At 63.2% G+C, this 25,499-nt stretch carries 20 protein-coding genes; 3 read left to right on the top strand and 17 right to left on the bottom strand.

Features of this window, described 5'->3' with window-relative positions; all coding sequences use genetic code 11:
- Positions 1-327: 327 nt before the first annotated feature.
- Positions 328-5,547 carry an Ig-like domain-containing protein gene (locus tag F0185_RS25560; protein WP_167229258.1) on the top strand — a complete coding sequence of 1,740 codons (5,220 nt, stop codon included), beginning with the start codon at positions 328-330 and terminating at the stop codon, positions 5,545-5,547.
- Positions 5,548-5,577: 30 nt separating this feature from the next.
- Here the strand turns inward: F0185_RS25560 and F0185_RS25565 are convergent, their stop codons facing one another.
- The 13 genes from F0185_RS25565 to F0185_RS25625 all read right to left on the bottom strand — a co-directional run bounded on the left by F0185_RS25565 (position 5,578) and on the right by F0185_RS25625 (position 17,716).
- A complete protein-coding gene (locus F0185_RS25565) occupies positions 5,578-5,997 on the bottom strand; it encodes a DUF6691 family protein (RefSeq protein ID WP_167229260.1) in 420 nt (139 codons plus the stop codon).
- A complete protein-coding gene (locus tag F0185_RS25570; protein ID WP_167229261.1) occupies positions 5,994-6,434 on the bottom strand; it encodes a YeeE/YedE family protein in 441 nt (146 codons plus the stop codon). The genes F0185_RS25565 and F0185_RS25570 overlap by 4 nt, the downstream gene beginning before the upstream one ends.
- Entirely contained in the window at positions 6,412-6,759 is a 348-nt protein-coding gene (locus F0185_RS25575; protein WP_167229263.1) for an ArsR/SmtB family transcription factor, read from the bottom strand. The genes F0185_RS25570 and F0185_RS25575 overlap by 23 nt, the downstream gene beginning before the upstream one ends.
- Positions 6,760-7,112: 353 nt before the next feature.
- The gene (locus F0185_RS25580; protein ID WP_166893013.1) at positions 7,113-7,379 is read right to left on the bottom strand and encodes a hypothetical protein; all 267 of its coding nucleotides are present in this window, start codon (positions 7,377-7,379) and stop codon (positions 7,113-7,115) included.
- 260 nt (positions 7,380-7,639) lie between these two features.
- On the bottom strand, positions 7,640-8,344 hold the full coding sequence (locus tag F0185_RS25585) for an Imm26 family immunity protein (protein WP_167229265.1): 705 nt from the start codon (positions 8,342-8,344) through the stop codon (positions 7,640-7,642).
- Positions 8,344-9,042 carry an Imm26 family immunity protein gene (locus F0185_RS25590; RefSeq protein ID WP_167229267.1) on the bottom strand — a complete coding sequence of 233 codons (699 nt, stop codon included), beginning with the start codon at positions 9,040-9,042 and terminating at the stop codon, positions 8,344-8,346. The genes F0185_RS25585 and F0185_RS25590 overlap by 1 nt, the downstream gene beginning before the upstream one ends.
- 68 nt (positions 9,043-9,110) lie before the next feature.
- The gene (locus F0185_RS25595) at positions 9,111-9,812 is read right to left on the bottom strand and encodes an Imm26 family immunity protein (RefSeq protein ID WP_167229269.1); all 702 of its coding nucleotides are present in this window, start codon (positions 9,810-9,812) and stop codon (positions 9,111-9,113) included.
- Between the two features lie 43 nt (positions 9,813-9,855).
- A complete protein-coding gene (locus tag F0185_RS25600; protein WP_167229271.1) occupies positions 9,856-10,557 on the bottom strand; it encodes an Imm26 family immunity protein in 702 nt (233 codons plus the stop codon).
- A gap of 41 nt (positions 10,558-10,598) precedes the next feature.
- Entirely contained in the window at positions 10,599-11,288 is a 690-nt protein-coding gene (locus tag F0185_RS25605) for an immunity 26/phosphotriesterase HocA family protein (RefSeq protein WP_167229273.1), read from the bottom strand.
- An 18-nt stretch (positions 11,289-11,306) separates the two neighbouring features.
- The gene (locus F0185_RS25610) at positions 11,307-12,032 is read right to left on the bottom strand and encodes an Imm26 family immunity protein (RefSeq protein ID WP_223164577.1); all 726 of its coding nucleotides are present in this window, start codon (positions 12,030-12,032) and stop codon (positions 11,307-11,309) included.
- Positions 12,016-16,263, bottom strand: coding sequence for an RHS repeat-associated core domain-containing protein (locus F0185_RS25615; RefSeq protein ID WP_167229277.1), 4,248 nt, complete (start codon positions 16,261-16,263; stop codon positions 12,016-12,018). Before F0185_RS25615 ends, F0185_RS25610 begins: the two co-directional genes overlap by 17 nt.
- A 30-nt stretch (positions 16,264-16,293) precedes the next feature.
- Positions 16,294-16,809, bottom strand: coding sequence for a DUF1795 domain-containing protein (locus F0185_RS25620; protein ID WP_167229279.1), 516 nt, complete (start codon positions 16,807-16,809; stop codon positions 16,294-16,296).
- A gap of 70 nt (positions 16,810-16,879) precedes the next feature.
- On the bottom strand, positions 16,880-17,716 hold the full coding sequence (locus F0185_RS25625; protein WP_167229281.1) for an ankyrin repeat domain-containing protein: 837 nt from the start codon (positions 17,714-17,716) through the stop codon (positions 16,880-16,882).
- Between the two features lie 335 nt (positions 17,717-18,051).
- Here F0185_RS25625 and F0185_RS25630 point away from each other — a divergent pair, with 335 nt between their 5' ends.
- Complete coding sequence (locus tag F0185_RS25630) at positions 18,052-19,794, top strand: DnaJ-like cysteine-rich domain-containing protein (protein WP_167229283.1); 1,743 nt, start codon at positions 18,052-18,054, stop codon at positions 19,792-19,794.
- Positions 19,795-19,856: 62 nt separating this feature from the next.
- Here F0185_RS25630 and F0185_RS25635 read toward each other — a convergent pair whose 3' ends face one another.
- The 3 genes from F0185_RS25635 to F0185_RS25645 all read right to left on the bottom strand — a co-directional run bounded on the left by F0185_RS25635 (position 19,857) and on the right by F0185_RS25645 (position 21,817).
- Entirely contained in the window at positions 19,857-20,162 is a 306-nt protein-coding gene (locus F0185_RS25635; RefSeq protein WP_167229285.1) for a hypothetical protein, read from the bottom strand.
- A 55-nt stretch (positions 20,163-20,217) separates the two neighbouring features.
- A complete protein-coding gene (locus F0185_RS25640; RefSeq protein ID WP_167229287.1) occupies positions 20,218-21,504 on the bottom strand; it encodes a DUF445 domain-containing protein in 1,287 nt (428 codons plus the stop codon).
- Between the two features lie 136 nt (positions 21,505-21,640).
- A complete protein-coding gene (locus F0185_RS25645; protein ID WP_167229289.1) occupies positions 21,641-21,817 on the bottom strand; it encodes a hypothetical protein in 177 nt (58 codons plus the stop codon).
- Between the two features lie 390 nt (positions 21,818-22,207).
- Here F0185_RS25645 and F0185_RS25650 point away from each other — a divergent pair, with 390 nt between their 5' ends.
- Positions 22,208-23,680 carry a hypothetical protein gene (locus F0185_RS25650; protein WP_167229291.1) on the top strand — a complete coding sequence of 491 codons (1,473 nt, stop codon included), beginning with the start codon at positions 22,208-22,210 and terminating at the stop codon, positions 23,678-23,680.
- Positions 23,681-23,815: 135 nt separating this feature from the next.
- Here F0185_RS25650 and F0185_RS25655 read toward each other — a convergent pair whose 3' ends face one another.
- Positions 23,816-25,384, bottom strand: coding sequence for a GH39 family glycosyl hydrolase (locus F0185_RS25655; RefSeq protein ID WP_187362651.1), 1,569 nt, complete (start codon positions 25,382-25,384; stop codon positions 23,816-23,818).
- Positions 25,385-25,499: the final 115 nt, after the last annotated feature.

Below are 25,499 nucleotides of genomic sequence, written 5' to 3' on the forward strand. Positions count from 1 at the left end.
TACGCGGAATAGCCGATTTATCGTTTTTATGTTAACCGGATGCATTAAACTAGGTCAACCAGCCTGCTGGTCAGGCAATGCCGCCGGTACAGAGTGTATTGCGACGCCGGTTCCGAATACGACTTCAATCATGTGGACATAGCATGCCGCCGATCTCGACGCGCAAGCGGGTATCCCGCGCCTGCATGCGGTGCGCGCCAGGGGCGGGCGCCAGGACATTTCTGTCCGGCCTGTTCGATCCGTAGGCCACACTGACCTTCTGCGGCAAGCGCAGCGCTCGCTGCGCCGACGTCATCAGCAACCCGCCAACCATTCAGGAACCTCAATATGATCAGCGCATCCGAGTTGTTTCCCTCCCCTAAGGCGAGCCGCGGTATCGACCAGCAAACCCGGGAAGCGCGGCATAGTGGAACGGTTTTCGTCGACCACGGCGCGAACCTGGAAACCGGCATCGGCTATGCCAGCGGTCGATCGTTCATTGTGGACAATGTCGGCCCGATCGTCGGCAGCGTCGGCGTCCCGGCCGGCAGCACCTATCTCAGCGGCGCCGCGCTCACCTTCACCGTCAACTTCAACGAAGTGGTGCTGGTCAACAGCGCTGGCGGCACCCCGCGCCTGGTCCTCACCATCGACGGCCCGGCCACGGTGTATGCGCAGTACCTCAGCGGCAGCGGGACCAATGCATTGACGTTCAGTTATACGGTCGCCAACGGCAATGTCGATGGCGATGGCGTGGCGCTGGGCGGCGCCATCGACCTGAACGGCGGTACGCTCAAGGATGCGGCCGGCAACAACGCCACGCTGACCCTGAACAGCGTCGGCGCCCTGGGCGGCGTGCTGGTCAACGGCGCGGCGCCCGAGGTGTCGTCCATCTCACTGGTCAACGCGGCCACCAACAACCTGGCCAGCGTCGACTACACGGTGGTTTTTTCCAGCGCCGTGACCAACGTCGATATCGGCGACTTCGCCCTGAACGGCGGCGGCGCCAGCGGCAACATCGCCGCCATTTCCGGCAGCGGCACCACCTACACGGTGACCGTGGACACGGTGGCCGGCAACGGCACACTGCGCCTGGACCTGAACAGTTCCGGCACCGGCATCATCGACGGCGCCAGCACTCCCATCGCAGGCGGCTACAGCGCCGGCGCCGCTTACACCATCGACACGACCAGCCCGGCCAGCAGCGCGGTCACGGGACCGGCCAGCAGCAGCTACAAGGCCGGCAGCGAGCTCGACTTCACCGTCAATTTCAGCGAAGCGGTCACGGTCGACAGCAATGGCGGCACGCCCACCCTGGCCGTCACGCTCGACACCGGCGGCACGGTCGACGCCCAGTACCTCAGCGGCAGCGGCGGCAGTGCGCTGGTGTTCCGCTACACCGTCGGCGGCGGGCAGAACGACGCCAACGGTCCGGCCCTGGGCCCGGCCATCGCGCTCAACGGCGGTACCCTGAAAGATGCGGCGGGCAACGATGCCACGCTTGCGCTCAATGGCGTGCCCGCCCTGACCGGCGTGCTGGTCGATACCGAGGCGCCGTACATGCAGCAGATCCTGCGCCTCGATCCGCGCAACATTAATGGCAGCACGGTCCACTACAACATCAAGTTCAGCGAAAGCGTGAGCGGCGTCGACATTGGCGATTTCTCGTTGTACACGACCGGCACCGTCGCCGGCACCATCGCCTCGGTTTCCGGCGGCGGCACCGACCATGTGGTCACCATCAGCGGCCTGACCGGCGACGGCGAACTGCGCCTGGACATGAAGGGCTCCGGCACCGACATCATCGACCTGGCCGGCAATCCCATCCCGAACGGGCCGCGCCTCGGCAACCAGAACTACGTGCTGGACCACACGGCGCCGGCGGTCGCGAGCGTGGCGGTGCCGTCGAATGCCACCTATGGCGTCGGCCAGGCGCTCGATTTCAGCGTCAATTTTGGCGAGGCGGTCACGGTGGCGAGCGGCGGCGGCACGCCGCGCATCGCCGTCACGCTCGCCACCGGCGGCACGGTGTATGCGAACTACGTCAGCGGTAGCGGCGGGAGCGCGCTGCTGTTTCGCCACATCGTTGTCAGCGGCACCGCCGACAACGATGGCATCGCGCTCGGCGCCGCGCTCGATCTCAATGGCGCGACCCTGAAAGACGTGGCCGGCAACGATGCCGCGCTGGCGCTCAACAGCGTCGGCGCGCTGACGGGCGTGCTGGTCAACGGCCTGGCGCCCACCGTCACCTCGATCAGCCGGGTGCAGGCCGCCAGCAACAATCTGACCAGCGTGGACTACACGGTGCTGTTCTCCAGCGCCGTCAGCAACGTCGATGCCAGCGACTTCAGCCTGGCCGGCAGCGGGGTGAGCGGCAACATCGCGTCGGTGTCGGGCAGCGGCGCCACCTACACCGTCACGGTGAACAACATCGCCGGCGACGGCACCCTGCGCCTGGACCTGAACAGTTCCGGCACCGGCATCATCGACGGCGCCAGCAGCCCGATCGCGACCGGCTTCACGGCCGGCCAGGCGTATACCTTCGACCACACGGCGCCGCTGGTGGCGTGCGTGACGGCGCCGGCCGACACCACCTATCTGGCCGGCGCCGCCCTCGATTTTGTGGTGCAGTTCAGCGAAGCGACCAGCGTCGACATGAGCGGCGGCACGCCATCGATCAGTATCACGCTCGACACCGGCGGCGCCGCGCAGGCGCACTACGTCAGCGGCAGCGGCGGCAGCGTGCTGACGTTCCGCTACCTGGTTGCCAGTGGTCAGAGCGACAGCACCGGCGTGGTCCTGGCCGGCGCCATCGCGCTCAATGGCGGTAGCTTGAAAGACGCGCTCGGCAACAACGCCACGCTGGCCCTGAACGGCGTGGCCGCCCTGGGCGGCGTGAAGGTCGATGCGCTGGCGCCGGTGGCGTCGTCCATCGTACCGGCCGGCCCGGCGCAGACCAATGCGGGCAGCGTCGATTACACGGTCACGTTCTCGGAAAACGTCAGCGGCGTCGACGTCGCCGACTTTGCGCTGGCCACCTCAGGCAGCGCCGCCGGCACGATTGCGTCGCTCAGCGGCAGCGGCAACACCTACACGGTCACGGTCGACACGGTCACTGGCGACGGCCTGCTGCAATTGAATCTGAACGCCAGCCTCACAGGCATTGCCGACACGGCCGGCAATCCGATCCTGGCCGGCCTGACGGGGCAGGGCTATACCAGCGACCATACGGCGCCGGGCGCCACCCTGGCCATGTCGAACCTGAACCTGGGCGCGGGGCAGAGCGCGCTGCTGACGATTGCGTTCTCCGAAGCGGTCGTCGGGCTCGACCTGGGCGACCTGGCTGCCGGCGGCGGCACGCTGAGCAACTTGGCCAGCATCGACAACATCACCTGGACGGCGATCTTCACGCCGACCGCCAATACCACTGCCGCGGCCAACACCATCACGCTGGCCGCCAGCGGTGTCACCGACCTGGCCGGCAATGCGGGCACGGGCGCGTCCGCCTCGCCTGCGTATGCCATCAACACCGTGGTCGTGCCACCTCCGGTCGTGCCGCCTCCGGTCGTGCCGCCTCCGGTCGTACCCCCGGTGCCGGCCTTGCCCGTGGCGGCCGGGCGCAGCACGGCAGACGGCGTGGTGCTCGATACCACCGTCACCTACAACGCGGCCACCGGCCTGAGCAGTTCCATGATCGCCATATCGCCGATCCAAACAAGCCGGCCTGACGATCCGGGTACGCCCAACGCGTCCCTGGCCGACATTCCGCTCGGCCTGGACAACGGCGCGGGCGGCGTGGCGGTCAAGCTGACGGTCAGCCTGCCCGACGGGGTCGGCCTGTTGGTGGATGGCACCAACAGCTTGCTGAACAATCAGCAAGCCTTGCTCGACCTGATCCGGCGCATCGAACAGAAAACCACGGCCGGCACCGAGGGGCAAAACGCCATGACAGGCTTGGGCCGGGACTTTCTCGGTTCGCTGTTCGGCGACGTGCTGCTGGAAAGCATGACCATCACGCCGCAAGTGGCGCCCGGCAGCAGCGCAGCACCGACCATTCTCATCAGCGGCAGCTCGACCGCGCCGGCCGAGGGCAGCCATAACCCGGGCGCCATTGGACTCGTGATCGACGCCAGCGGCTTGCCGGCAAATACCGTGCTGCAGCTCAATAACGTCGATTTCGCCGCCATTGTCGGCAATGCCACCTTGCGCGGCGGCGATGGCCAGAACTTTGTCATCGGCGACGGCGCCTCGCAAAACATCTTGCTGGGCGCCGATGACGACCTGCTCTTCGGCGGGGCCGGCGACGACACCATCGGCAGCGCCGGCGGCAAGGACTGGCTGGACGGCGGCAGCGGCAACGACAAGCTGGCCGGCGGCATCGGCAACGATAGCCTGCAAGGCGGGAGCGGCAACGACCTGCTGCAGGGCGGGCGGAGCGACAGCGGCGCCTGGCAATTCCGGATCGAGCGTAGCGGTGCGCTGACGGGGCGCCACCAGACGGCGCTGTTCGCGCCGGAGCAGAGCGAAACGGTGGCGCGCACCGAACTGAACGCGGCGGTCCCGGAACTGGCCTTCCTGAACGCGCCGCAGCAAAAGCTGCTGCAACTGGCCGGCATGTACCAGGCAGTCTTTGGCCGCGTGGCGGACTTGCCGGGCCTGTCGTTCTGGGCCACCGACAGCGGCGACCTGCATACCACCGCCGCTTCCCTCCTGACATCGAAGGAATGGGGCGATGCCGGCAATGGCGCGCTGAACGACCTGGCGTTCCTGACCACGCTGTACTGCCAGGGCCTGGGCCGTGCGCCGGACGCGGACGGCCTGGCATTCTGGCTGGCGCAGCTCGACGGCAGCGGCGCTACAGGCATGCACAGCCGGGCCGATGTGCTGCTCGGTTTCGCGCTCGGCACGGAGCTGCAGACCCGCATCGACACCCCGGCCGGCGTGGCCGTCGGCAGCGGCCTGGCGGGTGCGGAAGGCAACTGGTTCGGCGCTGGCGGCAACGACCGGCTCGACGGTGGCAGCGGCAGCGACCTGCTGGTGGGCGGGGACGGCAGCGATACCGTGGTGTACAGCGGCAAGCTGGGCGACTACGCCATCCTGCTGGGCACGGACGGCAAGGTGCGCATCGCGGACAAGGCCAGTGGCGATATCGATACCATCAGCGGGATCGAGCTGGGCGAATTCGGCGGCGTGACGGTCGACCTGGCATTCACGCAGGCGGACAGCGCGACCTTGCGCAGCGTGGGCTTGCTGTATCAGAGCGTGCTGGACCGCCCCGCCGATCTGCACGGCATCAACGACCTGGTGGGCCGCGGCTTGAACGGCTTGCAGCAGGCGCAGGTCGTCACCGCGTCGGATGAATTCAAGGCGCGCTATGAGGCCGCCGCCGATGCGCAATTCGTCCATGCGCTATACGGCAACGCGGGCGTGGGCGCCACTGCCGCGCAAGAGGGCGCGTGGGTCGATTACCTGGGCACGCATACGCGCGCCGAGCTGGTCGCGGTCTGGATCGATGCCAGCGGCGCGGCACAGGGGCAGTTCGGCGGCAACGGCTTATGGCTGGTGTGACGGCGCCAGCAGGTTAAGGAGATGCGGCCGCTAGCGGGTTTGCCAGCGCTTGCGTGCGGCCTCGGCCAGTTCGAACAGCATCATTCCACCCAGCATCGCCGCCACGAACACCAGCGCGTCGCCGCCGCCGGTGGTCAGCGACGCCAGCGCCGGACCCGGGCAGTAGCCAGCCACCCCCCAGCCGGCGCCGAAGGTCAGCGCGCCGAGCAGCAGGCGCCGGTCGATCTGGCGCGCATCGGGCAGATGCAGCGCGGTCGAACGCCGCGCCGCGATACGGAAAGCGAGCGCCGCTACCGGAATGGCCCCGATCATCACCAAGGCCAGCGCGGGATTGAAGTTGCCGGCCAGGTCCAGGAAGCCGATCACCTTGGACGGATCGGTCATGCCCGACAGGATCAGTCCCAGGCCGAAGACCAGGCCGCTGGCGAAGGCTGTGATCACGGTTTTCATGCGCTTGCTCCGTTCAACAGATGGCGCAGTACGAACACCGTGATGAAACCGGCCAGCATGAAAGCGGCGGTGGCGGCCAGCGAGCGGGGCGACAGGCGGGCGACGCCGCACACGCCGTGTCCGCTGGTGCAGCCGGAACCGTAGCGGGTGCCGAGTCCGACCAGCAGGCCGCCCACGATCAGGCTCGCCTTGCCGGCTTCGACGTGTACCGCTGGCAAGGGAGCGAACAGGATGAACACGCATGGCGAGAGCACCAGTCCAAGGACAAAGGCGATGCGCCAGCCGAGTTCGCTACGAACCGGACGCAACAAGCCGCCGAGAATGCCGCTGATGCCGGCGATGCGGCCATTTAGCAACAGGAACATGGCTGCGGCCAAGCCGATCACGGCGCCGCCCGCCAGCGCGCGAACAAGGTCAGGGTTGAGCGGTGGCATCATCTTGCTTCTCCGGGGTGGGCGAACAGAACTGCTGGTACAGCACGCCCATGACGGCGGTGGCCTGGGCGCTGCTGAGCGAGTAGAAGATTTGCTTGCCCTCGCGCCGGGTGCTGACCAGTTGCTCGTTGCGCAGCACGGTGAGCTGTTGCGACAGGGTCGGCTGGCGGATGCCGGTCAACTGTTCAAGTTCGCCGACGTTGCGCTCCTGGTGTGACAATTGGCACAGCAGGAACAGGCGGTCGCGGTTGACCAGCACTTTCAGCAGCGCGCAGGCCTTGTCGGCCCCGGCGGCGAAGCGTTCAAGATCGAGTTGGTGTTCTGGCATGGCAGGCACGGGAAGTCATTATCAATCACTATAATATATCACAATATAGAATATGATGACGTGGATTGTCTTGGCGGCGATTGCCGAGGCCGTGTCAGAAGTCAGATGGGGGGAAGAGGGAGGGATGTCAGACCTGGCATTGAGGGGGAATGCCAGGCCCGACATCGGAGGGCTTTGTGCGCTGCAGCAGTGGCAGCGCGGTCATGCGTCCGGCCACGAACGCGGCCGGTGAGAAAATCAAGCGTCTTGCTGGTCTTGCTCCGGCTCAGGGCCGTCGCGGAAGAAAATGGCAATGCGTACGGCAAAGGCAATCGCTGCCAGGGCGCCCGGGAGATATTCGATGACTTCCATGATCAACCCCGCGATGCCAGGTTGCGCAGTTCGGCAGCCAGGCTCGGATGCATGCTCTGGTAGGCATTTGCCATGACGATCAGCTTGCGGTGGCTGCGCATGCGCGCACGCTCGTTCTGGGTCGGCTTGACCGCTACTTCCTGCGCGATGAACTGGCGCTCTTGCGCGGCAAACAGCGCAGCGGCAAAGGCACGTGCCGCATTGCTGACATCGGTCAGGTAATGGCGGAAGCCTTGGTTCGTCGGTTGGGTGTAGGTGGCGCTGCTCATTTGGAACTCTCCTGGATTAAACGGTGTGTTGTTGCAGTGCAGTATAAGAGAGTCGCAGCTATAAAGAAAATTTTGATTTATGATGCCCCATATCACCATCGTCAATATCAGGCTATTTCTTAGCTATATGCATTATTCGCGCCAGTGATGTTGCTGGGCAATATGAAATGTTTGGATGTTAAGATGATGAAAGCGACACATCGGCGCGGTGTGGCGTGTCGACGCGGCTTGTGTGCAAGCGCGGCTGGCAGGCGATATGTTCAATTTCCCGTCCAATACAAGGGCTTGCCGGCCAGGTAGCGTTTGATTTCATTTTTTACATTACGGTCGCCGCGTGAGGCAAACAGGGAATGGCGTCCCGCCGCTTCCGCGCTGACCGATTCGCTGATACCGAAAACACCAACGGCAATCCAGTGCGGATCGCCGTAGACAAAGCGCAGATCCCGGTAGCGCTCGTCCGGCGCGAAGTCGGGTGTGTGGCCGATGATGCGCCAGTCGCCTTCGATGCGCGCTTCGAACAGGCGATGGGAACTGATGGAGATCGGCGGAATCAGCCAGGTGTTGATCTTGCCGTAGTCAAATACCGGCTGGCCGGCCGTGTAGTCGAAAAACTCGGCAACCGCACCGATCGTACAGTCACTGACGATACGACCGAAGCCCCACCGTCCATCGTCAAGTTGGAAGGCGAAGACATCGCCCGGCCTGGCCTTTTGCCGCTTTGGACGTTTGGTGGTGTTGATCGTCACCTGCTTGACGTCGAGTTCGTCGACACCGGAAACGACTTGGTCGTCAACGTTGGCCTTGAATGCGAGAGTCAAGACGTATTGCAGTTCCTGCAAGGTCGGCTTGCGCGACACATCGTCCTGATATTCGCGGCTCACATCGCGCAGCAAGTGCCGCACCGAGTCCAGCACGGCATCGCCTACAATAACGTCAGGCTTGTCCGGCGCAGTCCACCATCCCATTATTTCTCCCGCTTCTGCAGAAGGTGGCTGGCGATGAATTCATTCAAGGTGAAATCATCGTAGGACGCGTATTCCTGCAAGCCGTCGGCTTCGGCGGCGCTGACCGGCGCCTTGTTGCCGTAGATATCGATCGCCATCAGCGTGTTCGGGGTGGACCCGTAGCGGTAACGCAGGCAAGCGAATCGTGGGCCGGGCACGAAATCGGGCGTGTGGCCGATGGTGCGCCAATCGCCAATCGAACCGGTCTCCAGCAGCGCGTAACTCTCGATCGGCACCGGAGGCACCAGCCATGTATCGAGCTTGCTGTAATCAAACACCGGTTGATCGGAAAAATAGTCAAAGATCTCGGCAAACGCGCCGACGGAAGCAAGACTGACGACGCGGCCAAACCCGAAACGACCGTCTTCAAGCCGGTACGCAAAAATATCTCCAGGAGCCACTGTGTGTCTTTTCGGACGCCTGGCGGTTTTCATCACGACCTGCCGCACGTCGAGTTGGTCAACACCATCGAGAATATCGCAGCCGACATTGACCTTGAAAGCCAAGGTCAGCGCATATTCCAGTTCCCGCAAGGTTGGTTTGCGCGACAGATCTTGCTGGTATTCGCGGCTGACAGCACGCAGAAAATGCCGGACCGAATCGAGCACCGCATCGCCTGTTGTTGCATCCGCCACTTCCGGCACCTTCCACCAACCCATGGTTTCCCCTTAATGTGATTGCGTACCGGACGTTGCCTGTCTGGCCCCGCACAGCTCGACGCCAGTACTCATTTTTCGTTCTTCAAGGGCGGCACATGCGGTGCGACCAGTTTGCCGAATCTCAGATCGTCGTACGCGCAATACTCCGGCAAATTGACCGCATCGGCGGCACTGATGGGTTCTTTGTTTCCGAATACATCGGTGGCGACAAGCGTATTGGGCGAGGAACCATAGACGTAACGCAGGCTATTGAACTGCGCACCTGGAACGAAACCGGGCGACTGTCCGATAATGCGCCAATCGCCCATCGAACGTACTTCCAGCAGTGAATAGCTTTCGATCGGCACCGGCGGTATCAGCCATTTGTCCAGCCGGGAATAGTCGAACACCGGCTGAGCGGCGAAGTAATCGAAAATTTCGGCAAACGCGCCCAGCGACGCATCGCTGACGATGCGTCCGAATCCAAAACGCCCATCCGCTAATCTATATGCAAAAATATCGCCCGGGCTGACTTTTTGCCTTTTCGGTCGTTTGGATGTCTTGAGCGCCACCTGCTTGATATCGAGTTCGTCTATCCCGTCCAGCAGAGCGCTGCCGGCGTTGGCCTTCAACGCCAGGGTCAGGGCATATTCGAGTTCCCGCAAGGTCGGTTTGCGCGCCAGCTGGTCCTGATATTCGCGGCTGACATCACGCAGGAAATGCCGCACCGAGTCGAGTACGGCGTCCCCTGTTGTCACACCGGCCGCTTCCGGCGCGTTCCACCAACCCATCTTGTCTCCTTGTTGATTGCGCCGGCGGTGGCGTCAGGTGCGCTTATCGGGCTGCTTTGCGCGCATGAACATGGCTGGCGATATGCTGCTCAAACAGGTAATCATCCAGGCCGACGTAGCGCGGCAGTCCCTGCGCCTCGGCGGGGGTGATCGGCCCCTTGTTACCTTCCATATCGCACCACATCTGCGTGTGCGGGTTGGAGCCGTACACGTAACGCAAAGCGCTGTATTTGGGACCGAGCACAAAGTCCGGGGTATGGCCGATAATGCGCCAGTCGCCGATCGAACGTGTTTCGAGCAACGAATAGCTCTCGATCGGCACCGGCGGCACCAGCCAGGTATCGATCCTGGTGTAATCGAAGACTGGCTGCGCGGCGAAATAGTCGAAGATTTCGGCAAACGCACCGACCGAGGCGTCCGCGATGACCCGGCCGAATCCGAAGCGGCCATCTTCCAGCTTGTAGGCAAACATATCGCCGGGTGTTACCTTATGCCTCTTTGGGCGCCTGGCGGTTTTCAGCACGACCTGCTTCATGTCCAGTTCGTCGACGCCGTCCAGCACCGCGCTGTCGACATTGATTTTGAAGGCCAGGTTCAGCGCATATTCCAGTTCCGGCAGCGTCGGTTTGCGCGCCAGGCCTTTCTGGTATTCGTGACTGACAGCGCGCAGGAACTGCCGCACCGAGTCCAATACGGCATCGCCGATCATCATATCGGGCTTTTCCGGTGCATTCCACCATCCCATTGCGTCGTCCTTTCATCCGGGCCAGCATTGTCGGAGCAGTCTCATCGTCGCTTGGCGGCCAGATAGGCTTGAATGTCAGCCTTCACGTTTGCGTCGCCTCGCAACGAGTAAGATGGATATCGTTTTGCCACCTCCGCACTGACAGGTTCTTCGTTGTCGTAAATATCGACGGCAGTCCAGTCTGGCGCGCCGTAAACGAAACGCAGATCCTTGTATCGTTCGTCCGGCGTGAACTCCGGCGTGTGGCCAATGACCCGCCAGTCGCCTTCAACTTTAGCTTCGAACAGCATATGGGCGCTGATCGTCAGTGGAGGAATCAGCCAAGTGTCGATTTTGCTGTAATCGAATATCGGCTGGCTGGCCGTGTAGTCGAAGAACTCGGCCAGCGCACCAGCCGTCATCTTGATCACGATGCGGCCAAATCCCCAGCGACCATCGTCAAGCTTGAAGGCGAAAATATCGCCCGGTTTCGCCTTTTGCCGCTTCCCACGCTTCGCGCTCCTGATGCTGACCTGCCTGACTTCAAGCTCTTCTAAACCAGAGACGATATCGTTATCGACGTCGACCTTCATTGCGAGGCTTAGCGCATACTCCAGTTCCTGCAATGTCGGTTTGCGTAACAGGCCGTCCTGATAGGCGCGGCTCACATCGTGGAGGAAATGGCGCACCGTATCGACCACGGCGTCACCCGCAGCTACCTCCGGGTTGCCCGGTGCATTCCACCATCCCATGACGTGCTCCTGGCTTACTTAGATTGGCTTGCCAGCCAAATAGGCCGCAATGTCATCCTTTACATTCCTGTCCCCGCGTGCGGAATAGGAGGGATATTTTTGCGCGACAGCCGCACTGACCGATTCCGACTTGCCGAAAATATCGACCGCCATCCAAACCGGGTCCCCATACACGAAGCGCAGATCTTTATATCGCTCATCCGGCGTGAAGTCGGGCGTATGACCGATGATCCGCCAATCGCCTTCCACCTGACCTTCGAACAGGGTGTACGGACTGATCGTGATCGGTGGAACCAGCCAGGTGTCGATTTTGCTGTAATCGAACGCCGGCTGGTTGGCCGTGTAGTCGAAGAACTCGGCCAGCGCCCCGATCGACATTTTGATCACGATGCGGCCAAAACCCCAGCGCCCGTCGTCGAGTTTGTAGGCGAAAATATCGCCCGGCTTCGCCTTTTGCCGCTTGGCGCGCTTGGCGGTCTTGATCGTCACTTGCTTGACTTCGAGCTCTTCGAAGCCGGATACGATCTCGTCGTCGAGGTTGACCTTGAATCCGAGGTTCAGCGCATATTCCAGTTCCTGCAAGGTCGGTTTGCGCGACAAGTCTTCCTGGTACTCGCGGCTGAAGTCGATCAAAAAACGCCGTGTCAAATCGAGCACGGTATCGCCCACGGTCAGATCCGGATTTTCCGGCGCGTTCCACCATCCCATAACTTCTCCTTGTATCAGTTCAGCCGCAGCCGCCACTGAGTTTGGTTTTTTCAGCCTTGTAGGCATCTTCAAAATACGTCTGGCGCGCTGCCGGACGTGTGGTGTTGGCGTGGTCGAACGAGGCGACCTTGTTGCCGCGTTCCGCGTAGGTCGCGGCGTCCGCCAGGTCGGACCCGATCGTGCCCGTCTTGGTGCCATGATGCTCGATCCGCGCTTGCTCGATGCCGCGCGCCTCGCCATACGTCACGTTTTCCGCGATCGGTCTCATTTGCGCTTCAGGAGTCATCCGACTCGCTGTCCGGTGCTCGCCGGCGCGCCGGTCCAGGTCATCCGTAATGCCGACATAGTATGGCTTGGTCGCACCCGGCTCGTACAGCCCGTACACATGGTAGCCCGGCGCCGTTTCGGCAATCCAGCCCAGCGGGTCCATGCGTCCGGTCGGGTTGGGGGCGTACGCATACAGGTTCTCCCCGCCCTCGAGCCCGATCGGATCCTGGCTGATGAAGCGGCCGATGTCCGGATCGTAGAAGCGGAAAGTATTGTAGTGCAATCCGGTGCCGTGGTCGGCGTACTGTCCCGGCATGCGCAGGGGCTGCTCGATGCGCGCCGCCAGCGCGGCGTCGTCGCCCTTGTCGAGCTTGCCCCAGGCGCTGTATTTGCCGGCCCACGCCAGTTCGCCCGCCTCGTCGGTCACCTCCAGTGGCGTGCCCACCAGGTCGGTGTGGAAGTGATACACGCGCGCCCGCTCGATGACTGCGGCGGCGGCCGCCGCGCCGATGGACGCATCGAGCGCCGCGTCGATGCGCGCCAGCGGCGTGTAGCGGGCGTCGGGGTTGTACACGTAGCTGCTCACGCCACTGTCGCGTACCTCCTGCACCATGCGCAAGCCTTGCCAGACGAAGCGACGGGTCTCGCTGCGCGCGCTGCCGCCCGCTTCGATGCGCCGCTCGCGGGTGGCGATGCGGCGCCCGATCGGATCGTAATCGAACTGCATTTCCATGATGCCGCGCAGGTTCTCGGTGCGCACCTTGACCAGGCGGTCCTCGGCGTCGAAGGTGAAGTGCTGGACCTGGTGCGCGCCCTTGCGCTTGGTGAGCAGGTTGCCCCAGGCGTCGTATTCGAGCCGGATATCCTGCCATACCTTGAGCCGGTTGCCCTCGACCGCGCCGCGGCTGGCGCGCTTGACGTCGTCGAGCAGATTGCCGGCCGCATCCCACGCGAACTGCTCCTGCTCGTGCGCGCCCGGGCGCGTCTGGCGTTGCAGGTGGCCGGCCGGATCGTACTGGAACTCGATGCCGCCGCGCAGATTGTCGCGCTGTTCGGCCAGGTCGCCCGAGGCGGCATAGCGGTAACTGCGCCACAGGCGTCCCTGGCCCGGCGCCAGCGCCTCGCTCTGGCCCCCGCTCGATTGCCAGGCGCGCCGCCCCAGCTGGTCGTAGCCGATGCGCTGCGTGAGGAGCCCCTGGGTGCGGCCGATTTCGCGATGCAGGTCGTCGCGTTCGAAGTCGCTGATCAGGTGCCCGGCGCTGCGAATCTGGTGCACATGGCCGGCGCCGTAGCTGAGGATGTCGATGCGCTGCCCGTGCGGCAGGTTCAACGCCGTCAGGTTATCGAGTTCGTCGAGCGTGTAGCCGAGCGCGCCCTGGTCGCCGTGCTCCGTGAGCAGGCGTCCGCCCTTGTCGTAGTCGAAGCGCACTTCGCTGGCTGCCATGCCGAGCGCCACGCCTTCGTCGCTCGGTACCCGCACGCCGCCCAGCAGGCGGTCGCCATCGTCCCAGGCGAAGCGGGTCGCCGCGGTGGCGGTGACCTGCGCCAGCATGCGCCGCATCTTGTCGTGTTCGAACGCCATGGTGCGGCGCGGCCGCTCGCCGCCGGCCGCCACCCCCACGCTGTCGATCGCCAGCAGGTTGCCGGCGGCGTCGTAGCGCATGTGGCGCTCCACGCCGTCGGGCCGCACCTCGCGCGCCACGCGGTCGCCCGCCGTGTACTCGAACAGGTAACGGCTGTGGGCGTCGCTCGCCATCTCGACCAGCCGGCCTTGCGCGTCGTAGCGGTAGTGCAGGTGGCGCCCGGCAGGGTCGATGGCGTCGATCACCTGGCCGCGCGCATTGCGCAGCCACTGGCGCGTTTGCACGGTGCCCTTGCGCCACTCGACGATATTGCCGCCGGCATCGTACGCGAACTGCTCGCTGCTGCCGTCGGGCAGCGTGACCCGCACCGCTTCGCCGGTGCGCAGGCGCTCGAAGCGGGTCACGTCGCCGAGCGCGTTGGTGGCCACTTCCAGGCGCCCGTCGGCGTTGTAGTCGTAGCGCGTGGTCTTGCCCGAGCAATCGGTGTAGGTGGCGAGCAGGCCGCGCCCGTTCCAGGCCATGCTGCGCCGCCCGCCGCGCGGGTCGATGCTGGCCAGCGGCAGGGGATCGAGGCCGTCGCCATATTCGTAAGCGTGGCGGCGCCCGAGCGGATCGGTGCTGTGCAGCAGGCGGCCCAGGTAGTCGTAGGCGGCGCTCCAGCGGCCCCCGTCCGCCAGCACCAGCTGGCTCACGCGCAGGCTGTTGCCGTCGTAGGCGGTGCGGGTCACCCTCCCCAGCGGGTCGGTTTCGCTGACGATGCGGCCGGCGGCGTCAAATTCGAAGGCGACGGTGCGCTCGCCGGGCAGTTCGATCAGGGTCGGCTGGCCGGCGCCGTTGTAATGCATGCGGTAAACGCCGCCATCGAGGTCGGTGCATTCGACGATCTGGAAATTGGCATCGTAGACCCAGTGCGCGGTGCGGCCCTGTTCATCGGTGGCCCAGCTCTGGCGCGCGGCCACGTCGTAGCGGAAGGTGGTGTGTTCGCCTTCGCTGGAACGGCAGGCCAGCACGCGTGGCTGGCCGTCCACCTCGCCCCAGGTGTAGCTGGCCACCAGTCCCAGGGCGTTGGTGTGGCTGGCCATCAGCGGGCCGGCCCAGGTGAAGCGGCGCGCCACGTCGCCGTTCGCGTCAAGGACCGACGCCAGCTGGCCGGCGCCGTCGTAGTCGTAGCGCACCAGTGGCCCGGGGGCGCCGCCGTGGGTGCATTCGATCATCGTCAGGCGCGCCGGCAGGGCGCTGTAGTGCAGTTGCAGTTGCTGGCCGCCGCTGGTGCGGATCGTGCTCACCCGGTCGTCGTCGTCGCGTTCGTAGCTGATCGACTGCGCGCTGCGGTCCTCGACCCGGCGCACCCAGGCGATCTTTTCTGTCGCCAGGTCGAGGTGGCCGAAATCGAAGTAGGTTTCGTTGAGTGTGTACAGGATGAAGCGGCCGTCGGCGCTGCAGGCCAGGTAGCATTGTTCTTCTTCGCTGAAGGCGGTGTGCCCCGGCTGCACCAGCGGAAAACCGGTTTCGCGCCCTTGTGCGTCGCTGTACCAGATCTTGCCGTCGCGCTGCTGCAGGCGCAGGTCCCAGGGCAGCACCCAGCCGCGTCCCAGGCTACTCTCGTGCGTCAGGTTGCTGGCATAGAAGCGCGAGCAGACCAGCTTGAGCGGGCTTTGCACGATAAAGTCGATTTCGTCCTGCGCCAGCAGCAGCTTGCGGCCGGTCGCCACGTCGACCGGCTTGCCGAACAAGCCGCCCATGACGCGCCCGATCACCGGCGCCACCACGTAGCGGCTGACCGCTTCGCCGATCACAAAGCCGCCGATGAATTTGGCGGCGCACGGCAGCACCGCTTTCGACAGCCCGCCGGAAGCCTTGACCAGTCCTCCCAGGCCGCCCGCCAGCCCGGCCAGCGCGAAGGCCCAGTCGACCGCGGTGCGCAGCCCGGGCGGTACTTCGTCGGCCACTTCCTTGTAACGCACGGTGCCGCCGCCGATAAAGACATTGTTCGAGCCGCCGTCGATCTTGGCGCCGCAGACAATGGCGTCGGTCTTGCGCGCCGCCGGCAGGCCGTTGATGAAGACGTTACCCGAGCCGTCGGCCACCACCGGCGCCGGCGGATGGTTGCTGCAGGCGACCGTGCTGATGGTGGCGTACGCCGCCGCCAGGTTGTTGGTGAACACGTTCATCGAACCGGTGAGGATGGTGCCGGCCGGCGAGGAGAACATCTTGCCGATGCCCTCCCCGAGCGCGAGGATGCCGCTCGCTCCCAGGCCGGCGGCCATCCCGGCCAGCAGGGCCACGCCGAAGCCGCAGGTGAAGGTGGCAAAGGCGACGGCGGCGATCAGTGCGATCCCGATGACCGCGCCGACCAGGAAACCGGTCAGTGCGCTGGTGTGGGCGATCGGGTCGGTAATGCGGGCAGCTTCGAGCATGGCGGGCCTTCCGTTGGGCGTTACGGGGCGTTACGGGGTGCTCAAGCCAGCGCCTCCTGCGGCGCTGGCGGCATTGTCGGCGGGCGGCGCAAAACTATCGAGCCAGCCGCGCCAGAGCGTGTCGAAATCCTGGTCGAACGGGCGCGCGGTGGCGGCCGAGAGGATCAGGGCGCGCCGCGGTCCGATCAAAAACGCGGCCTGGCGCTGGCGGATGGTCTGGGCGCCGTTCTTGTACTGGGCTTCGATCCGTTCGCCGGCCAGGGCCGGGTCGTGCCGGCCAAGGCGTTCGGGCGCGCGCGCGAGCAGCTTGTGGCTGGCCAGGCGCGCCTTGAGCAGGGCGATCTGGCGGTCGACATAGGCGGCCAGGTCTTCGCCCTCGGCCAGCCAGTCGCGCGCGATGCTCAGGTTGGGCTGGTTCTGCAGGTTGGCCGGCGTGAAGATGTTACTGGTGCGGTCCTCGTAGCCGGCCGGCAGGCCGATGCTGCCTTCGTGGATGCCGATCCTGGCGTTGCCGTCCGTACTGCTCGCTGCTGTGGTGTCGCTCATGCGCTGCTTTCCGTTTTGTGAGGTTCAAAAAGTATTCGGCGATGGGAGGTGGCGTGGGTGCGTGGCGGCGCTATCTGGTCGAGTAGCGCGCCGCCGTGGCGTTGCCGGCGCAGCGCGGCGCCCGTTGGCCGATGCAGCGTTCCAGCATGTCGATCATGGCGGGCAGGGCGCGCCGGCGCGCGATGGCCTGCGCGTTCTCGCCGCGCGCGTTGCGAAGAAACGGATCGGCGCCCTGGTCGATCAGGAAGGCGGCCAGTTCGCGCTTGCCGGCGTCGATGGCCAGCATCAGCGGCGTGCTGGCCTGCGGTCCGGGCGCGTCGAGCGCGGCGCCGAGTTTGAGCATGCTGTCGGCCAGCGCGTCCTGCGCGCCCGGGTCGGCGCTGTGGGCGCTGTTGGCCAACTGGTGCAAGCCGGTGTTGCCATAGTCGTCGCGCAGGCGGGTATCGGCCCCGCGTTCGAGCAGGGTGGCGGCGGCGCGCCACTGGCCGGCGGCGAGGGCCGCGTGCAGCGCCGTGCCGCCTTGCGCATCGAGCGGTGCATCGATGACGGCGCCGGCCTGGTGCAGCATGTGCAGCGCGTCGGCGTCGCCGCCGGCGGCCGCGATCATCAGCGGCGTGCGCCCGCCATGGCACGGGTTCGGATTGTCGCCGGCGGCCAGCACTTTTTTCAGCGCGGCGTGACGTTCCTTGCCGAGGGCGGCGAAGATGCGCGGGGCTTGGGCGGCATCGGCGGCGGAACAGCGCTGGCGCGCGGAGGGCTGGTCCGGCAGCGGCGCGGCAGGGCTCATCGGCGCGGCCAGCAGGCAGGCGAGCAGCCACAGCAGGCGCGTGACGCCGCCGCGCTGGCGGCGCGCCATGGTGTGCGGGTGAGGTGAGTGCTTGCCATTGCCCATGCTGGGATGATCCATCAGGTATGCGTGCAATATAAAAAGAGCAAGATGAATTCTATCAAACCATTTCATGCAAGACAATTTGTATTGGAACGCAGCGGTGTGGGCGCCTGCCAGTGTCGATGGCAATGACTATTGTGTTAAGATCAACTTTTTAATGTCATTCGAAGAGTCGATCATGTCCCCACAGCGCATCTTGCTGCCGCTTTCGTTGAGCCCGGCCATCTTGTATCGAAGGAGCGAGGCGCATGGAGGCTGACGATAGTTTCTTGCAGCGTTATCTGGACAGCTGCAAAGCCACGGCTGCCGGGTATATCGAGCGCGCAACCCGGTTTAACGTCACCGACCTGGTGGTGCGCGACGCGCGCCCTGTCGTGCGTCAATTCACAATCACGATCCGGCACGAACTGGAGGTCTGTTCCGAGTCCATCGACCATCATGGTGTCCACCACCCGGGCCAGGGCGATTTTGGCACGGCCGATTGGAAGTGGTACCAGGAGGAAGCCGCAGTGCAGGGGCGCGCGGAATTTTCGCGTCCCGAAACCATGGATAGCCTGGTGCATTCGGTCAGGAACCAGGCCTACGCGGCAATTTCCGCCAGAACCCGCCTTCGCACCCACCCGCGGCGCCTGTTCCATACGTATACCTGTAATGGATGCAATGGCCGGGGCAGGGTATGTTGCGACCGCTGCTCCGGCTCGGGCCAGGTCCGGTGCGGGGGCTGCTCGGGTTCCGGGCGCGTCAGCTGCTCGAGCTGCGGCGGTTCCGGCACAGTCGTCCAGCATCGAACCGTGACCGATTACAACGGCCATAGCCGCTCCGAAACGCAGCATCGCTCGTGCGGTTCCTGTTCGGGCGGCCGGGTCACGTGCTTTCACTGCGGCGGGTCCGGGCAGAACCGGTGCGGCAACTGCGGTGGGTCGGGCGAAGTTACCTGCACCGGCTGTTCCGGGCATGGCTACCTGACCAAAGTCACCTCGACAGTGACTTATACCAATCCGGGTTTCTCGGGCCGCTATCCCGAAGGCACGCCCGATTATGTGCATGCGGCCCTGTGCAAAGTCGGATTTGCCAGCCTGGCCAGTCACGGCGATATCGCCCTGGAACACGTGAATGAATTCCGCGAAAAGTCGGCGGTCGAGTTTGTGTATCAATGCACCATGCCATTTTGCGAGCTGTCGATCGATGTGCGCGGCGTCACATCGCATTGGGTGATGTTCGGCGCCGATCCACAGATATTCGACGCCGGCGGGGTGTTGGAAGCATTGCTGGAAAGCGACTTTAAAGCCCTCGCGGCCGTGAGCGCCGGTCGCTCGCGCTGGTCGCCGTGGTTTTATCGTTCAGCCGGCAAAGCGATCGCGCCATTCATGGAGTCGGAAGTGAACCAGATGGTGATCGATGCCACGTCGGAAGGGCTCGCTCCCAACGCGATTGTGGAACGCGTGAGCCGCTCGGTTTCCGAAGCCTACGTCCAGCAGACCTTGGAAAACCTCAAGACAACGGTGTCAGTCGCGTTGAACTGGTCGCGTTTCCGGTCCCTCATTGCGTTGATCCTCTTGTCGATACCGTTTTCGTTTGCGGCCATTGCCTACATTGAGCGCGACAAGCGCATCGACCTTTTGTCGGCCGATACGCAGCGCTTGATTTACCCGCCGGGCAACTCCGGGATTTTGTGGGAAATGGGGCTGATGACGATTCCGTTCACCGTGCTCGGATGGTTCCTTGCGAAGTGGCTCAGTACGCGCTGGTTGAAAAAGGCCGGCGGCGAAAGGACCGTCTTGTGGGCGCAGCGCCAGGGACTGTTGATGGGGAAGTGGACTGCGTTGACGATCATCGTGACTGCGGTCGGCACCACCGGCGCGTTCTTCAAGCGCTGGCCGATGTGGATTGATAATGATGGCAAGGGCTATGGCTTGATTCCCTTGTATAAACCGAGGATTCCGGTCGAAGCGCAGGAAGCGGCGATGGAAATGGAAAAAATGCGGCGCGAGGGACGCAAGTTCGAATCGGTGGTGGACATCGAAAAGAAACGGCGCGAGCGTGCCAGGTTAAAGCCGGCAAAAAAACCAGCGGGCGAAAACGCCGAAAAACCGTAGCGCGCGGGTCCAGGGCGATGCATCGATCACCGGCTTCCGGGTAGATACCACGTGGAGCCGGTTTATGGCATGAACGTGTCTTTTTCAAGATAGTGGATGGCTGCGGCGATAAGCTCCCCGGTTGGCGCGGCATGATTTTTTTCCAGTCGCGCTTGGACGATCGCCAGGAACATGGGCGCTTCCAGCCAGGTGCGATGGGTTTCCTCAAGATCGAACTCTTCATCGTCGTTTTCGGCGATAAAGAAGGGTTCTTCCCTGATATGTAGTTCGGATACCGTGTCGAAGGTCTTCTCCACAAAGATCCATCCACTCTCGGGGAAAGCGTCCCGGTGGGCCAGCAACTCGTCGATTCCCGAACAGCGCATCATTTTTCTATCCTCGTAGCAGGTTTCGTCGCATTTTTCCGTAGTCGTGGGGATGCGCTTACACCGCGCCCGCGACGGCGTGGATCAGCAGCCCCACCAGCCCGCCCACCAGCGTTCCGTTAATCCGGATGAATTGCAGGTCGCGCCCGATGGCCAGCTCGATGCGCGTGCTCATTTCCTCTTTCGACCACTTGGCCAGTTGCTGCTCGATGAACTTGCCCACGTCGCCGCGATAGCGCTGCACCAGGGCCGCGCTGCCCGTCTCGATCGCGCTGTTGAGCCAGCTGCGCACGGCTGGGTCGGCACCCAGCACGCGCCCGCATTCCTGCACGATTTGACGCATCGTTGCGGCGATCGCGGGATCGGCGCCCTGCAGGTCGGCTTTCACCCGCTGCCGCAGCGTATCCCAGATTCCGCCCAGCATGGCCTGCAGTTCCGCGCTGCGCAGGGCATCGGCCTGGTAACGCGCCACCGATTCCTTCCACTCGGGATCGGCCTTGAGCCGCAGGGCGCTGTCGGCCAGCCAGCTGTCGATCCGGCCGCGCAGCGGATGCTCGCGATTCATGCGCACGTCGATGGCCTGTTCGCGCAGCGAGCCGATGACTTTGGGCGCATAACCGATCACCATCGACTTGACCATCGCGTTCTCGATCGCGAAGCAACGCAGCATGAATTCGCCGACGGTTTCGTGGTTGGCGTCGTCGCCCAGCCAGGTGATCAGCTTTTCCAGCAGCGGATCGAGCAGGGCCTGTGGCGCGCCTTTGCCGATCATGGTGTCGAGAAAGCCGCCGGCCATGCCCGACAGATCGAGCTTGCCCAGCTCGGCGCTGGCAAGGTCGCGGATACGGGTGCGCATCTTCTCGTCGTCCACCTTGTCGAGAACTTGCACCAGCACGCCGGCCAGCGCCTGGCTCACTTGTCCGGCATTGAGCGGGTCGCGCAGCCATGCGCCCGCGCGGCCGGCCAGGTCGGCTTGCCGGATGCGTTCGGCCACGCCTTCCTCGGTCACGAAGTGGTTTTCCACGAAGCTACCCAGGTTGGCGCCGATGCTCGCCTTGCTGTTGGGGATGATTGCGGTATGCCACAGCGGAATGCCGAGCGGGTGGCGGAACAGGGCGACGACGGCAAACCAGTCGGCGATCGCGCCGATCATCGCGGCTTCGGCGAATGCTTCCAGGTAAGCCCAGGCTGGATGTTGCCCGTGCTGCGAGCGGGCGATGGCAAACAGCACGGCGGCGGCCAGCAGCAGGCCGAGCGCCACGCGCTGCATGGTGCGCAGGCGGCTGCGCTTGTAGGTATCTTCGGCGGCGTCGAGCTGGCCGACAAGGTTGGAATCGTGTGTCATGTCTCGAATCGTAGTTGCTTGTTGTGAAAAGGCTGCCACGATGGATTATCGTGGGCATGGCCGGGAAGGTGAGGCTATGGGGTCAGGCGCCAGGATGTGCCGCACCGGGCGGGCGAGCGGCGCGGCGCCTGGCCAGTCACGCGCGGGCCGGGTTGGCGTCGTAAGCGCCGGCGCGCAGCGGATGGGGGCCGGCGGCCTCGGCGAGCACGAAAGCACGCCACCAGCCCTGGCGGAAACGGATGCGGTGCTTGCGTCGGGATTCGGCGGGCAGCTCGCCGATTTGTTCGCTCAGACTGCGATGTTGTTTGTGCATCAATGCATCCTGTCGTGGAAGGCCGGGCCTTGCGTGCGCCGGCGGAGAGGTAAAAAGTGGCTCGGGTGCGGCATTGCCGACAGAACTGAATGGCACATTGCGCCAGTCATCCATCTTAGCAAAATACATTGCCAAAAGAAAATAGCGATAAACGCTTTCTATCTTTCCAATTAGGCAATAAACTTGCGGTTGGGGTGGCTCCGGCCGGCCGCGCTGCGCGAGGAGATTGCCGGGTTGACGCGCAAGAGGGGAGCACTACACCACGCAGCCGGTGGCAGGGGCGAGCCGATGCCGACATCGTTGGGATCTGCCACTTTCAGCGCTACAACCGGAAATATTGCTGACTTATGAGCCTGATACTGTCTTCCAAAATCTACTCAACTTGACTCTATGTTAAAGCCAAAAAAGCCTGCGTCAAAGCCTAAAAAGGCGCTACCGCCGCCGCCGCCGCCGCCGCCCCAAGGCAATCCCTTTACATACTACGTCCCCAAGTCAGCGACATCGTTAACTGTTGCGACCAAACCGACGGGTAGCGCTGCTTACAAAAAGCCGTTGGGGTTCATCCATGCTAACTTCAAAACGACGTCGGTTGCGCCATTTGGGGCGAAGACGACGCTTGCCGTTCACCCCGTGATCGACAAGCAGGATGTAAGGCGCGCCGCGATTGAAGGCGGGTATGGACCTCAAAGTATGTGGACGTCGCATCTGGCGATGAGTCCTGCTGAAGCGGCGGAACTTCAACGATTTCTTTTCTCTCGACTCGAATCAGTCATCTGCTGCGTTCAAAAAGATATCAACGACGCATGGACGATACTTCCCTTCTTGCGACATGTCGAAGCTTCGGATAAAAACCTGTTGTCTTTCACTCTCGGAGGAATCGGGACTTTCCTGACGGCTCAAAACTGGCTTGCAGCCGGAGGTCAACAACTGGGATTGTGCCTTCACAAAAGCATTTACACCAAAGCTCTCATCCAATTCGATTCAGCGAAAAACAAGTCGCCGGACTATTTAATCCAGTCGAAAAAGAAACATTGGCATGTCTTCGAAAGCAAGGGAGGGCGCAGCGATGACCGGGGTCAGCGGATTCTCGAAGGGTTAGAGCAACTTGATTGCCAATTTGCGGTCGGATGGCGACCTTCTCGCCTAAAGCCAGCAACGACCTCTGTGTGCGTACACACGCGTGTGGATGCTAATAGACGGCTTGAAATCATGGCGGTTGACCCACCAGAAAATGATCTCATTGAAAAAGACAGGCCACGCCAGTCGCTCGCGCTGATCGAAGGCGTATGCAAGCTTTTGCTTATCCTGAAGACGATTGACCAGTTTCGCGCTTTAACCGGTATTGCGGATACGTTCGCCGAGTCTGACCAGGACTGGACTTTTGAAAGAACAAAGCGTTTCGGCGAGCTTGTAGTCGGTATTCCTACAAGGTATTTGAGACATGAATATGGTGTTCGCGCGCGCGTTGCCATCTATCTTGCTGCCGATGAAGCGGCCTCCGACTACCCTTCCAAAGGAAATCGTCAAAGCTTCTGGAGCCTGGTTTGGGAAAAGATGGAATCGCTGGACCTTGCGCTCCCACCGCATCTGCAAAACGATAACGCCGAAAGGGAGATGGATTACTCTTCCATTGTTAACGACATCTTCCGGATTTTTTTTGACGAAGGGAACCGTAGCTTCAGAGAACGGTGTGCTGCACGCCTGCAAATGACTCAATATTGGCGACCGTTGTGGGTCACGGAGGTTGATAAAGTACAGGCGGTTTTGGCTGCCGAGCACACTGGGGTCTTCACGAGCGGAGGAATGTATATCCGTCACGACGAAAATCCGACCCCTGCTCGCGGCAACGATGAGTCTGATTGATCTGACGTTCAACGACGCAGGAGCGCTGCTACCGGCGTCGTTCATCGCAGCCGCGTCTTCCGGAACGCCGCAGGTTGCGCCCATCGGCATGCCTGAATGTGAATATGCCAACAGTACAGTCAATCTGTTGTGGGTCTATTTCCTGGCGCGTAGTTGAAGCAGGTAGACATCATTTTCGCGCAGCGGCAGGGTAAGGGCAAAGCGGCCGTCGGCGCCCACCCGCACCGTTCTTTGCTCGTCCGGCTTGCCGCTCGCCAGCGATTTCAGGGCGGCGACCTGGTTTTTCGCCAACTGCTTTGGCGACCCCATGCCAATGTAGGCGGTAAAGGCGTCGTTGCGCCGGTAGCCGACCGTGGAAATGTCCACCGTGTAGCTGCCGCGCGCCAGGCCGCGCAGCCGGATATCGACCTTGCCTTTGTCCTTCGGCGGTAGGTCCTTGATGAAGTACTGCTGGTTATTCACCGCGTCGGGCAGGGTGCGCGTGTAATCCCACAGCAGCAGCTGGACGCTGCCCTGTCGATCGGTGCTGGCGAACGACTGGCTGTCGCTGTTTTTCAGTGCGGCTGGGGCCAGCTGGTTGAGGAACTGATAGGCGAAATAGGCCGGCTTTTTGATTCCCTGGGTATTCATCAGGCCAAAGCCGCCGTGAAATGCCTCCATGCGCGGTCCCGCTTCTTCGAAAATATCGGTAAACACCCAGTACGACATCGACTGGGCCGCAGCGCCGACCTGCTTGAGCTTTTGCAGGATATAGGCGGCTTGGTGATAACTGTCGTGGCTCGGGTCGGCCGGCGTGTATGAGGAACTCCATTCGGTGTAATGCAGCTCCAGGCCGGGCATGGCTGATGCCGCGATTTGCTTGCGGTTGCCGATCACATCGCCGCTGATCGCAGCGTCGTCCTTGCTCAACACCGTGCCCATGCTGCCATATTCGTCCAGGAAGCCTTGATCGACACCGTAGGTATGGGTGCTGACGAAATCGAGCGGTACGCCATGGCGGGTGCAGTAAGCGATCATTTCCGGTATCCACGCTGCGCCGGCCGTAGCCGGGCCGCCCACCTTGTATTTGGCGTTGACGCTTTTGATCGCGCGCGCGGCATGGCGGTACAGCTTGAAATAATCTTCCTGCGAACCTGCCCAGAAGCCGTCCAGGTTCGGCTCGTTCCAGACTTCGAAATACCAGCTTGCCACCTCATCTGTCCCATAACGTTCGGTAAAGTGCTCGGCCAGGGCCTTGATCAGGCGCTCCCATGCCGCATAGTCTTTGGGTGGGGTGACGTTACCGCGCCACCAGAAGATGGTTTTATCGCCGCTGGCCATTTGCGACGGCATGAAGCCCAGTTCCACGAATGGTTTGACGCCGATGCTCAGCAGATAATCGTACAGGGCGTCGATATATTGAAAGTTGTATTGTTCCTTGCCCTGCGCATCGATCCGGTACACGGCCATGTCGTCGGACAGCAGTCCGTGCATGCGGATGTATCTGAAACCGGCGTCGCGCTTGATCTGCGCGAGCTGCTGCTGCCAGTCGGCGCGCAGACCTTCGTTGGCGCGCCCGGCGCCGATGGACATATTGAATGCCGGTGCCAGCGTGCCATCGACCGCATTGGCATCGAGTTCGATCACGCGGGTTTGCGCGCGCCCCGCCAGGGGCAGCGCCAACATGGCGATGAGCAGAAAGAGGCCGGTTTTCCGAATAATCATGGTCGCGCTCCGAGGCAGGCAGTCATTAGCAATCTGCCATTCTGCGAGAGACCCGGTGGCGCGGCAATGTCGAAAAGAGCGTTGTCGCGTTATGAAATTCGCCAGCGGCGGTGTC

Origin of the sequence: Massilia rubra, from assembly GCF_011682065.1 — a bacterium.
GTDB classification, from domain to species: Bacteria; Pseudomonadota; Gammaproteobacteria; order Burkholderiales; family Burkholderiaceae_D; genus Telluria_A; species Telluria_A rubra.

What these genes read in the sequence shown, in the direction of transcription:
- F0185_RS25575 (WP_167229263.1), bottom strand. Translation starts at nt 6,759, where the DNA reads ATGCCAGAACACCAACTCGATCTTGAACGCTTCGCCGCCGGGGCCGAC.
- F0185_RS25560 (WP_167229258.1), top strand. Translation starts at nt 328, where the DNA reads ATGATCAGCGCATCCGAGTTGTTTCCCTCCCCTAAGGCGAGCCGCGGT.
- F0185_RS25615 (WP_167229277.1), bottom strand. Translation starts at nt 16,263, where the DNA reads ATGCTCGAAGCTGCCCGCATTACCGACCCGATCGCCCACACCAGCGCA.
- F0185_RS25655 (WP_187362651.1), bottom strand. Translation starts at nt 25,384, where the DNA reads ATGATTATTCGGAAAACCGGCCTCTTTCTGCTCATCGCCATGTTGGCG.
- F0185_RS25590 (WP_167229267.1), bottom strand. Translation starts at nt 9,042, where the DNA reads ATGGGTTGGTGGAAGGTGCCGGAAGTGGCGGATGCAACAACAGGCGAT.
- F0185_RS25605 (WP_167229273.1), bottom strand. Translation starts at nt 11,288, where the DNA reads ATGGGATGGTGGAATGCACCGGGCAACCCGGAGGTAGCTGCGGGTGAC.
- F0185_RS25570 (WP_167229261.1), bottom strand. Translation starts at nt 6,434, where the DNA reads ATGATGCCACCGCTCAACCCTGACCTTGTTCGCGCGCTGGCGGGCGGC.
- F0185_RS25645 (WP_167229289.1), bottom strand. Translation starts at nt 21,817, where the DNA reads ATGCACAAACAACATCGCAGTCTGAGCGAACAAATCGGCGAGCTGCCC.
- F0185_RS25580 (WP_166893013.1), bottom strand. Translation starts at nt 7,379, where the DNA reads ATGAGCAGCGCCACCTACACCCAACCGACGAACCAAGGCTTCCGCCAT.
- F0185_RS25640 (WP_167229287.1), bottom strand. Translation starts at nt 21,504, where the DNA reads ATGACACACGATTCCAACCTTGTCGGCCAGCTCGACGCCGCCGAAGAT.
- F0185_RS25620 (WP_167229279.1), bottom strand. Translation starts at nt 16,809, where the DNA reads ATGAGCGACACCACAGCAGCGAGCAGTACGGACGGCAACGCCAGGATC.
- F0185_RS25650 (WP_167229291.1), top strand. Translation starts at nt 22,208, where the DNA reads ATGTTAAAGCCAAAAAAGCCTGCGTCAAAGCCTAAAAAGGCGCTACCG.
- F0185_RS25565 (WP_167229260.1), bottom strand. Translation starts at nt 5,997, where the DNA reads ATGAAAACCGTGATCACAGCCTTCGCCAGCGGCCTGGTCTTCGGCCTG.
- F0185_RS25600 (WP_167229271.1), bottom strand. Translation starts at nt 10,557, where the DNA reads ATGGGATGGTGGAATGCACCGGAAAAGCCCGATATGATGATCGGCGAT.
- F0185_RS25635 (WP_167229285.1), bottom strand. Translation starts at nt 20,162, where the DNA reads ATGATGCGCTGTTCGGGAATCGACGAGTTGCTGGCCCACCGGGACGCT.
- F0185_RS25595 (WP_167229269.1), bottom strand. Translation starts at nt 9,812, where the DNA reads ATGGGTTGGTGGAACGCGCCGGAAGCGGCCGGTGTGACAACAGGGGAC.
- F0185_RS25625 (WP_167229281.1), bottom strand. Translation starts at nt 17,716, where the DNA reads ATGGATCATCCCAGCATGGGCAATGGCAAGCACTCACCTCACCCGCAC.
- F0185_RS25585 (WP_167229265.1), bottom strand. Translation starts at nt 8,344, where the DNA reads ATGGGATGGTGGACTGCGCCGGACAAGCCTGACGTTATTGTAGGCGAT.